We start from the raw sequence: 11,318 nt of genomic DNA, 5'->3' as shown, positions 1-11,318 counted from the left end.
GCCTGATAGCCACGCGCCCCGCACAACACCGCGCCGGCGGCGATGGCGAGCACCGCCGGCAAGGGATGGCGCCGACCTTGGCTGCGACGTGGATCGGGCACATCGGCAAAGAACGCTGGAAGCGAACGCATCTGCTTGGCACTCAACATCAGTTTCGGGGCTCCGTCGTGGTCAAGAGGATCGAGCATCGGTTGGGTCAGGCGTGCCTGGGCGCGGATCGACGAAGCGGGCCTGCGACCGAGCGCAGGATGATGTCATGCACGTGCGTCGCGCTGCCTCGCCAACCAATCCTGGCGCGCAGTTTGAGTCAAACGCTGGGGCCTGTACAGAATCGAAGGTAAATCCCACTACGGCGAGTCAATCTGCGGTAGAACGGTTTCGCCGTGTTGGCCAAGCCCTTCCGCTGGACCTATGAGGGAAAGCCGCTCGCGGCATGAATGATTAAACAGTCTCGGGATTTCCACTCTGTTGCACTAGCCTTGCCGATCTTGCCGGCTACGACCGCTCTGGAACGCGCAAGCGACATCTGCACATCATTCGCCAGACGCTCCATGTCCAGCCTTATGGCCAAGCCGCGCGGCATGCCATGACGTTGATCATGGGCGAAGCGGCCAAGACCAAGGATGAGTTAGCCGATCTCATCAATGTGGCCATCGAGGAATTGGTGCGGAAGAACTATGAGCTTCCCGCGTTCGACACCCTGGCGCGAGGGGCGCGTCATGTCCGCCGCGTGGTCTATCGTCAATTCTACCGGCAGATCGATGCCACCTTGGGCGCCGAGGAGAAAACCCGCCTTGACGCGCTCTTCGTGCCGGAGCCGGAGTCGCGTTTCACCCCGTGGAATACCCTCAAGCAGGAGCCAGGCAGCCCGACCCTGACCCATCTCAAAGTCTGGTTGGACCGGCAGGTCTGGCTGACCGGGTATCGCCTCGGGCCAGCGGTGCTGGTCGGCATCCCGGCGGCGAAGACCCAGCATTTTGCAGCGGAGGCCCGGACGCTGGACGCGGCCAGAATGTTGGAGATGGAACCCCGGAAACGGTTGACCTTGGCGGTGGCGTTGATCCATGTCCAGTCGGCCCGCGTCTTGGACGACTTGGCAGACATGCTGATCAAGCGCTTGTCGGTCATTCATCAAAAGGGCAAAGAGGCGCTGGCGGATCATCATGCCCGCCACCGGCAGCGCACCGACGGGTTAGTGCAAACGCTGCGCGATCTGGTCACTGCGTACCGGGCCGAAGGAACGGCCCAGGAGCGCCTCTTGGCACTGGAGACGTTGTTGCCGGACCGTGGGGTGGCCATTCTCCAAGGCTGCGACGATCATCTGGCCCATGCCGGCGACAATGACCTTCCCTTCCTCTGGCGCGTCTACAAAAGCCATCGCGCCACGCTCTTTCGCCTGCTTCGGCATCTCACGGTGCGGGCCACGACCCAGGACACGGCGTTCGAGCACGCGCACAAAACCGGCGAGTGGCTGACCCCGCCCAAGACGTCCCCTCTGGACCTCGCCTGGATGCCGGACCTCTGGTGGCGTTTGGTCACGGAGCAGCGGGATCGCCAGGAGGCGCCCGAGCGCCTGCACCGCCGCTACTTCGAGCTGTGCGTCTTCTCGCAACTGATGGTGGAACTGAAATCCGGCGATGTCTGCCTCCCGGGCAGCGACCGCTTTGCCGATTATCGCGACCAACTGATCGCTTGGGAGGTGTACCACCGTGACATCGTGGCCTATGGCGAGATGGTCGGGCTACCGATCGAGGGGGCCGCCTTTGTCGCGCACCTGAAGGCACGCTTGATGGCGGCGGCCCAACAAACGGACCAGGCATTCCCCGACAATGCCGACCTGCGCATCGAACAGGGCGAGCCCATCTTACGTCGCCCCGCGAAAGCACCCGTCTCCCCCGGATTGCGCGGCTTCGAGCAACTGATCGCCGACCGGCTGGAACCGACTCCTTTGCTGGATGTGCTGCGCGACACCGAACACTGGTTACACTGGACCCGATTCTTCGGCCCCCTCTCCGGCCATGACGCGAAGCTCGACGATCCGCTCTCACGCTACCTCACCACCGTTTTTTGCTATGGCTGCCAACTGGGTCCAGCGCAGACCGCCCGCTCACTGGGCAACATCGACCGACGACAGCTTTCCTGGATCCATCGGCGACATATCACCGAAGCGGGTTTGGATCAGGCGATTCGAGAGGTCATCAATGCGTATCATCGCTTCGCGCTCCCAAAACGCTGGGGAACGGGCAAAAGCGCGTCCGTCGACGGCACCAAGTGGGCCTTGTATGAGCAAAACCTGCTCTCCGAGTACCATCTCCGTTACGGCGGCTACGGCGGAATTGGCTACTACCATGTGTCCGATACCTACATCGCCCTGTTCTCTCACTTCATTCCCTGCGGCGTCTGGGAGGCCGTTTACCTCCTCGACGGACTGCTCAAGAATCTCTCCGACATCCAGCCCGACACGATTCATGGTGACACCCAGGCACAGAGCGCACCGGTGTTCGGCTTGGCCGCACTGCTGGGAATTGCCTTGATGCCGCGCATTCGCAACTGGAAACACCTGAAGCTGTATCGCCCGGATCAGCAAATCACCTTCAACCACATTGATGAGCTGTTCTCCGATACGGTGGACTGGCACCTGATCCAGACCCATTTGCCCGACATGTTGCGCGTGGCGCTCTCCATCAAGGCCGGGCAGATCACCGCCTCAACCCTGTTGCGCAAACTGGGCACGTACAGCAGGAGAAACCGCCTCTACCAGGCCTTTCGGGAACTGGGATGCGCCATCCGCACGGAGTTCCTGCTCAACTATATTGGCCAGGCCGAGTTACGCTCGTTCATCCAGGCGGCGACCAACAAGAGCGAATCCTTCAACGGCTTCACCCAGTGGGTGGCCTTCGGTGGCGACGGCACGATCACGACCAACGACCGCGACGAGCAGCGCAAGCTCATCAAGTACAACCACCTGGTGGCCAACTGCATCATTTTTCACAATGTCTTTTCTCTCAGCCGCGTCCTGCACGACTTGCAACACGAGGGCTACCTCCTGGAACCCAGCCATGTTGCCGCGCTCAGTCCGTACTTGACTCAGCATCTCCACCGGTTTGGGCGCTACGATCTAGATCTGGACAAGCAGCCACCAGAACTGATCTACGATCTCTGGGCATGAAAGCCGACGCCTTGTGGCCCCAAAATGAAGGAATCGTTGTCGTACCCCTATCCTGCTACCAAAACGCTGGATCGTCGAACGCACACTCGGTTGGCTCAATCGTTGCCGGCGCCTCGCCAAGGACTTCGAAAATCTGGCCGCGACCGCGCTCACTTTCCTCAAACTCGCCTCCATCCGTCTGATGCTCAGAAAACTGTGTAATCCGATTTGAACTTTATGAACAGACTCTTAACGGATTGCGGTTTCTTCATCGCTGCTCCACGTCTTGCGGTCGCACCAACATCACGAATCCCGGCAAAGGCGCTCCACCGAGATCGAATATTCCTTGCCCTCAATGCGCAGAAACTTCCTCAAGCCAAGCGGTTTCGTTCGCGTATCAATCTGCTCGCGAATTACCCGCTGAATGTCCCCGCTCTTGATTTGCGTATTCTGCTCCGGATCTTGAACAGCCTCGACGCTTTCGATGATCCGCAAGGTGTTCCGGGAAATCTGGAATGTGTGTTCGATTTCTGCGGTGCAACCGAATGGTGTTTCCCTTGATGGCATCCACAGGCGGAACCAACCGTCCCGCTGCATGACGCCATCAGCCGGGCCTGCGTCGTATCGATAATCGGCTACGTCGAAGAACACCATGCCTGGAGCAACCGATAGCCGAAAGAACCTTTCATCACGACAGTCAATCAAATCAAGCCCGGTTTTGTGGAGTTTCTCCGAGAGAAGATCGAGGCTTCTCAGGCAGCGATCATCAATGACTTTCACCCATCCTGACGGCAATAACACAACACCGTCGACGCTGGAGAACGCGAGCCCTTTCGCATACCACGCCAAAGCCAGCAGCACGGCTTGATCGTCGTCGCTCAGATCGATCGCAACCGCTCGCTCTTTGCCTGTCCGGCCCCGCATCAGGCTTGATGAGCCGGTCATGGGGACATCCACTGCTCCCGTCTCGTCCTCAAAGGTTGGTCGATCCACGAACGACTCCGCGACTCCCTCAAGCGCTTCTTTCAGGTCTCCGCCAAGATCCGCGTGAAGCGCTTCAAGATACGCCACCTTCCCATCCCGCCTCACCTTGCGCATTAGATCCTCCGGAGAGAACCAGGCGAACTGCTCCGGATGGTCGGACAACGTTTCAAGAAGCCTGAGATGGCCAGATGCGTTCAGTGTGACCTCGAAGACTCGGATCAGATACTCCGTATAGGCGTGGTTGTTTCGAGCCCCTTCCACCTCTCGAAAGGGCCGGAGCTGACGCCAGGGTCGGAAGCTGTAGTGTTCTGGATGACGTAGCTGAATCTCCTCAGCCAACTCCCGGACCAAGGTTCGTTCGAGGGATGAAAGCGCTTCGGTCGATTCCGTTCGCTGAGTCAGTGGCAACCCCTGAGGCGTTTGCAGTTCCACTGGCAGATCTGAGAGGTTGAAGCGACCGCCAGGCAGGACGTAATTACCCGTCTGGCGCCGCGCCTTGTCTTCCCGATGGTGCAGGAGGAACCGCCCGTCGAGCCGGATGACTCCCCACGCCACATAGACGAAGCGAATCGGCTTTGGCGCCGATCGCCGATGCGATGCGACGCGCGCCGTCTCCAAGCCACGCAGCAAGGTGCGCTGCGCCTCGACCACATCTTCCGGTCGATGCGCGCCCTGCTCCCAATAGCGGCATTCGAAGAAATCCTGATCCTCGTCGGCAAGTGCGCTCAAGAGGGAGCGCGCCACCAACTGAGCGGGGAATGACACAAATTGCCACTGACCCGCATGCAAGAGTCGCCGATCTAGCAAGGCGAGGCTATCGAAGAGGCGCTGGCAGGTCATCACAATCAGGGCCGCCTCGCTCTCGGAGACACCGCTTACCTGCGTCACATGCTGTACCGCTGCCGAAATCATCAACTGAGTCGCCAGAGGCAGGGCTTTGAAGGTGCGAAAATACAACTTTTATAATCAGCACTTTACGCGGGCACCCAGGCGGTGCTCCGGTGGTTAGCACCGGATTTGAGGCAGCGCAAAGCAGGTAAATCAATCGGTTACGTTTCTACACTTTTCGTGACCTTCACAGCCCTGGTCGCCAGAGGTCCTTCCTCCGCGCAGGATGGCAGTACCTCCGAGAGCGCTTTGAACGCAACCTCACTCATTGCGGGAAACTGCGCCGATAGATTGTGCAGGCGAGTTGATAGATGAAATCTTGCGTTGCGTTCGGTGAAGCCAGATAGTGATTGATATCGCAGTTAAATGAGAACTCTAAGGTAAGAATCCTCTCTTTCGTCCATTGATCCTTAGATGGTTTCACCCGCGTAAACCTGACCGGGGATAATCCATGCCAGAACATTTGATAAAGCATGCAAAGAAAACTCGCCCCTTGAGACGCTTCATTCGCCAACACCAGATTATTGACCATCTCGCTAAAATTCACAGCATCCTTTGCCCGCCTGATTTTGCGGATCTGGTCTTTAACATGTCGATAGCTTTGCACCAAGTCCTCAAGTAGCTGCTCTTTGTCCAGAGTCATGACTGGTTCGCTGGTGGTGCGCGAAATCAATTCTAGTAGGGCTTTTTCATAGGCAACGGGTGCTGTGTAAAAATCGAACATTGCGCGCATATTGATGAGAAAAATAAACGCGACATCTTCGGCGGCAAGTTCATTGAGCAATGAGGTATGCGCCATCCAGTTGCGCACATTCTTCATGATCCAGCCGAAAGTGCGCAAAATGTTCTTCTTTTCGAACGCCATATCCCGACGCAGATTGCCTGGGTTTGCCGCATCCTCCCATTCATGCGCGAGGGTGCGAACGAAAAGCCGATATAACTGCTTCAGACGTTTCCCATCCGGTGTCGATGGAAATTCTGAATAAGCCAGAGCCGGCAGAAAGGTTTGCAGCGTATTCAGGTAATCAATGATTTCCGCACGGGTAGCCCGCCCTGTGTCGCCACCCTTTGTGCCGATGAACTCCCGAAACTGGATAGCCGAATCATCGGACTCGACACGTTGCTTCAGATATTCGCAGCCCTCAATGACGGCGCGGCGCAGCGTGATGTAAGGATCTTCCTGGCGTTGTCGCAGCCACTCGCGAAATCTGGGGAAGTCGCTGTCCGTCTTTTCGAACGCCTCCGGGCGTGGCATCAGGGCATCTCGACAGTGATCGACGAACTCCAGGGTTGATGCCGCCTCACCACTGAGGAAACAGATGTTCTCCGGCGGAACTCCATTGCGCATCAGATGGTTGTAGATATAGATGCCGCCCTTGCGATGAAACAAGGTCTTGTCGACGCCCGCCATGTCGACCGGCAAATCACGTCCGCCATCGGCGTATCGGTCCAGATTGATGTCGATGACAAACACGTCATGATTTGTCCAGGGACCGTCGGCGACGCGGTCGAGATAATCGAAGACACTCTTCAGGAGCAGGATCTGGTCGTGCGAATGTTTCGCGAAAAAGCCCGACAGAATAGCCGGCTCGGCAAGCAGATCGTCTTCGTCGTCCCAATCCTTGGTGAAGATTTCACGCTTCACTACCCCCTGAAAGAGTGGGATCAGCGTCTTTGAATCCGCCGGCAAGTTCCCTCCGAAATCCTCCATCCATAGGATATTCAAGCGTCTCGTTCTCCAAAGTTGTTGTGGTCGAATCGCAAGGAGGCCCGGTACTCGCCGTCCTCCTGGACGCAGCTTAATCCCGATTCGCGCAGCATGGACATGAGTTTGTCGATGAAGAACAAACCTGTGTTCGTTCCCTCCTGCGTCCACTGTGCCCCCGTCGCCACAGGGCAGGAATTCACGCAGGTGAAACAGTAGTCGCTGCCGTCACGGTACCACCGCAACTGGATCGGCCGTGCCCCGTCCGAGTATTTCAAGGCGTTGTAGACCAGCTCCGAAAAGGCCGCGAAGAAGAACATGTAGCGCGTGGCGTTGCTGGAGAAGCGCATCTCGGCGTCGGCCGCGATCTCGACCTGGAGCATGCCGAAATGGGCCTTGACCCAGTCGAACACCTTGCCGGCAGTCTCCACCGAGAGTTCCAGCGGGATCATCTCCTCGACAAAAGACTTGCGGACCTGCTTGATCGCCTCCTTGTCCTGTCCCGGCAGCAGGCGCTTCAACTGCACCAGTTGATTGGGCGAAAACACGAAACGCGCGATCGACTGGCGCAAGGCCATCGCCATCACCAGCGACACGGTTGAATCCCCTGAATGGTCGCTGTCCCACTTCGCGCGCAACTGTTCCGGGTCGGACACGTAGAGCTTGAAGGTCTTGAGCAGACTTTCGGCGAAGAGAAACACCGGAAGCAGGGATGCCATGTTGTTGATGGCCTTGTACTGTGCCGGCCCCTGATCGTAGAGGTCGCTGCCGAGGGTCTCGATCACGGTGCGCACGGTTTCCGGCCCCGTGCTGAGGGTATTGTTCAGCGTATGGGTGAGGAAGGAGAGCGTGCGCTTGTGGGAATCTTCTGCGGCTTTGAGTTTGGCTTGGTGCAGTTCCTCCGACGTTTTGCTTTCGCGGATGTTCTGGATCAATTCCTGAAACCACAAATCAAGTTTCTCTTGGAAATCCTCACTGTAATAGCCTGGGTCTTCCGGTCCATCACTGGAATAAGCTACTAAGAGCTTTTGCTTTGGATGAACACGCTGCTGCACAAATTGAAGCGCCAGGTCGTATGCTTTATTGCGCCATTCAAGTGTCGCCAGGTAATAAGCGGCTAACTGATCGTCATTCTTTGCCGCCAGATCAAAGCAGGCTTTGGCCTCCGTCTCATCCGCTTCGTCATCCACCAGAAAGAGCATGCCGCGCAGGGTTGTGGCGATCCGCGCAGTCACCGACAACTTCTTCCACCAGTGGCGTCGATCGTCGTTACTGCCGTCCCAGCTCGATTCCCAGATGGGAGTATTCCTCGGTGCCGGACTGCGCTTGACCAAGTCGTCGAGACGCTCGCGAAATTCTTCCAACTGTGAGACACAGTCTTCCATGCGGCCCAGAGCGACCTCTTTGTGTTCCAAGAAAAGACTCTCCGTAGCGCTAAGTAAGTCGCTTGGATCTTCGGTCACGAGCGCCAATGCAATCTTGGCCCAGACATAACCGCGCGTTGCGGAGGCACTGAACCATCTTTGCGCCACTGTCTTGTCTTCCCGAACGCCTTGGCCATGCTGATAGATCAACCCAAGGTTGTACAGCGCGGTCTCATTTCCTTGCCTTGCGGCGGCCAAGAACCAGCGGCGCGCCAAGCGATGGTTCTGCTCCACGCCACGCCCGCTGTCGTACATAGTTCCAAGATTGTTTTGAGCGGCCGAAAGGTCTTGCTCGGCCGCTTTCTCGTACCACTTCGCAGCGAACTTATCGTTTTGCGAGACGCCTTGCCCTTGATCGTACATCAGGGCAATCTTGAATTGCGCCAACGCATCACTCTGAGTGGCGGAAAGTTCATACCAACGAGCGGCCTCGACAATGTCGCATTCAAGGTATTCGCCGTCCTTTAACGGATATTCACCCTTTTCGAACAATTCTCCGAGGTGACGTTGCAGCCTTGCCCCGCAACGATCCGCGTTGCGTCGAAAGACCTCAATGTCTTTTTCATCAAATGCACCATGAGGCGGAAATTCCTCCTCTTCGGCCGCTGCAAGACTGTGCCACTTGACTGCTTCCTCATCGTCGGCGGCCAGCCAAACGAGGCCGTGGGTATAGATGTTGCCGAGACATCGTTGTGCGTGGCTTTTCCCTTCTTCCGCTTCCTTCCGAATTAAGTCAACAACGAAAAATTCGTCTTCCATGGAAATCCGACAGGCGCGGCGCTTGATCAAATCAATCAAGCTGTGCGGAAAAGCAAGGTCGCGCCTGGCGCCGAGTAAATACCATTTTACGGCCTCATTTTCATCCTGTGGCACACCAGCGAGACCTTGCGCATAGATATCCCCCATGTAGTCGATTGCTTCAGCATGTCCCTGTTCAGCCGCTGCAAGCATCCATTTGAATGTCGCTTCAGGATCATTCTGAAGCTCCGGGAGGTCTCTAGTGAATTCAGGGCAGGAATGGAATGCAAGTTCGAACTGCGCATCAGCATGACCTTGCTGAGCTGCACGGTCCAACCACTTGACAGCTTCCGCCGCCACCTCGTCGTACCATGCCTCGCCCACGTATAGCCCGCCGAGTTGCCGTTGTGCCTCCGCATCTCCACGTTCAGCGGCTCGAAAAAGTTCGTGGGACCACTCGCGGGCCATCAGGTTTTCGGTCACGGCTTGTAACGACGGGCTAGGCGTGTGCATGGGCTTGTCCTTTGGAAGTTGGTCTACTGATGGTTTCTGCACGAAAGGGGCGAGCATGCACGCCCCTTCGATGTTAGCGATAACCAGACCCGATCAGGGCCGAACAGTCTCGATCCGATCACGACTGATATAGATCAGTCCGCTGCTGAGCCGTCTGCTCTCATTGAGCAGCGTGGCAACCGAGGCTGCGGGCAACCCGCGCTTGCGCCCATCCACCCCCAGAAACACCGTCTTCACCCGCGTCCCCTGACGCACCGCTTCCGCACCGCTGCGCCAACGTGCGAGTTTCTGGACGTCGTCCAGATACGCCTGCATCACGGCCTTGTCGCTCTTCTTGTCCATCGCCGCGCCGCCCTTCACCTCGAAAATGGTGTCAATGTGGGCGAGCTTGTGCGCGTCGTTCGACTGGCGCCGATCACCACCCTTGTAGAGGTTGAAGCGACCGTCGAACTCGGCATCGAACACGACGAGATCCGGGCGCTCCTGCATCCGGCTTCCTTCCTTGACAGCGAACGAGAAGTAGGTCTCCAGCGACAACTGAGCCGGCCCGAATCCGGCGCTGCGCAGACAGTCATAGAGGAGTGCCGTGGCGTTTGCCTCGTGTCCGCTCACCTCCAGGCAGTGGTGCGCCAATGTCGTAAGTGGCGATGCCTTCGGGTCGAGCAGAAAATCCGTGCCGGTCTTGCTGGTCGTCGTGACGGATTTGGCGACCGGAATCTGTGCCAGCGTCTGCCGTGGCCTGGACACATGGAACTGCTCCTCGCCCTGGCAATGGTAGGCAAACGAGAGCCCGTGGGCGGCGCACTGTTCGGCCATCTGCACGACCTTGAGTGGTGAGATTGCCCGGCCGAGTTCTGGCATGTCGACGCACAGGAACCAGCATTCGATGCCCTTGTCGACCTCCGGCTTCAGCTTGGCCATGTCCGTGCAGTAGCCGTTCGCGTCGATTTGGTCTTTCAGCGCGTTGCGGTTGCCGTAGGCCCCGCCCTTGACCTCAATGGACGCGAGTGGCCGGCGCGCAGTGGTCGCAAAATCGCCGCAAACCTCCTCGCCGAAAAGAACGACATCGATCCGGTTGCCGGACAACGCCTGCTCCCGCGCAATCCGCAGTGGCGACACACCAGAGGTCATCAGTCGGTGATGGATGATCGCGTGGATGACATCTTCCTTGCCGCAGAACAGCGAGGAATCAGCGAAAACAGATGCGAGCAGGTCGTTGGTGATGTGCATGGGGCGTCCTCCGGTGGATTGCTAGAGCGATGCAACGCGTTCAAGACTGCATCCGATGTGCGGATCATGAAGGACGCGATCAGAATGCTACAGGAGAGCTACCGGAGCTCGCCAAAGTAATCAGGGGAAGAAATGACTGCGTGACTGCGATTTTTCTCACGTAGGATTGTTTGATACACAGGGGGGCAAGCGACCGAATCGGGCTCCCTGCTCGACATGGCTCTGGCCGTGCAGCCCGAGTTCAAGGCAACCGGAGTGCTCGGGGCGGGAATGTGGGGCGCCATCGTTCGGCACGTCGACGAAGCGACGGATGCTGCAAAGAAAACACCACGTGCCGCGAGGCGCCAAGCGATGAGAGATGCTGGAATACCGACGAGTCAGCAGCCAGTAGCGCAGCGCAGCGCAGCGTTCGAGCGCCCGATGGAACACCCGCAGGCCGACAGTACGACTATGATGTACCCGTCCAGGGTGGCGGGACAACTCGTAACTCGGTCCAGCATTCTTTAACTGATCGAGTTCCAGGACATGGGCCACACTGCGAAGCAGGACCAGTTAAACCACCAGGGCTGTGAAGGTCACAAAAAGTGAACGCAACGACTCCTGCCGGTCGCCCGCCCTCGACGCAGCTGAATCGCCCGAGCAGCGCGAGTCGCGCGTCCTCGGTACAATCGCGCCCTTTTGTAACCAG

Annotated in this window: 5 protein-coding genes and 2 pseudogenes; 2 read left to right on the top strand and 5 right to left on the bottom strand. The window is 57.9% G+C overall.

Annotated features, from left to right (window positions below):
• Positions 1-131 (bottom strand): transposase family protein (locus CKO23_RS22480; RefSeq protein WP_200334780.1); only part of this gene is annotated, 131 nt, incomplete at its 3' end.
• 368 nt (positions 132-499) lie between these two features.
• Between CKO23_RS22480 and CKO23_RS22475 the strand changes: the two are divergent.
• Both CKO23_RS22475 and CKO23_RS22470 read left to right on the top strand, forming a co-directional pair.
• Positions 500-3,169 (top strand): annotated as a pseudogene (locus tag CKO23_RS22475) (Tn3 family transposase); the annotation flags it as partial.
• Positions 3,170-3,218: 49 nt separating this feature from the next.
• A pseudogene (locus CKO23_RS22470) lies at positions 3,219-3,380 on the top strand (transposase); the annotation flags it as partial.
• A 71-nt stretch (positions 3,381-3,451) separates the two neighbouring features.
• On the opposite strand, the gene CKO23_RS22465 reads toward CKO23_RS22470, so the two are convergent.
• From CKO23_RS22465 to CKO23_RS22450, 4 genes are all read right to left on the bottom strand, one after another.
• On the bottom strand, positions 3,452-5,089 hold the full coding sequence (locus tag CKO23_RS22465; protein ID WP_200335321.1) for an NUDIX hydrolase: 1,638 nt from the start codon (positions 5,087-5,089) through the stop codon (positions 3,452-3,454).
• Between the two features lie 196 nt (positions 5,090-5,285).
• Entirely contained in the window at positions 5,286-6,746 is a 1,461-nt protein-coding gene (locus CKO23_RS22460; protein WP_200335320.1) for a hypothetical protein, read from the bottom strand.
• The gene (locus CKO23_RS22455) at positions 6,743-9,400 is read right to left on the bottom strand and encodes a tetratricopeptide repeat protein (protein ID WP_200335319.1); all 2,658 of its coding nucleotides are present in this window, start codon (positions 9,398-9,400) and stop codon (positions 6,743-6,745) included. Before CKO23_RS22455 ends, CKO23_RS22460 begins: the two co-directional genes overlap by 4 nt.
• A 93-nt stretch (positions 9,401-9,493) precedes the next feature.
• Positions 9,494-10,630 (bottom strand): hypothetical protein, encoded by a 1,137-nt coding sequence (locus tag CKO23_RS22450; RefSeq protein WP_200335318.1) that lies wholly within the window; start codon positions 10,628-10,630, stop codon positions 9,494-9,496.
• Positions 10,631-11,318 lie beyond the last annotated feature (688 nt).

The organism is Thiocystis violacea (assembly GCF_016583565.1).
Classification (GTDB): Bacteria; Pseudomonadota; Gammaproteobacteria; order Chromatiales; family Chromatiaceae; genus Thiorhodococcus; species Thiorhodococcus violaceus_A.
Note: the sequence above shows the minus strand (reverse complement) of the source record. Positions and strands in the feature narration are given on the sequence as shown.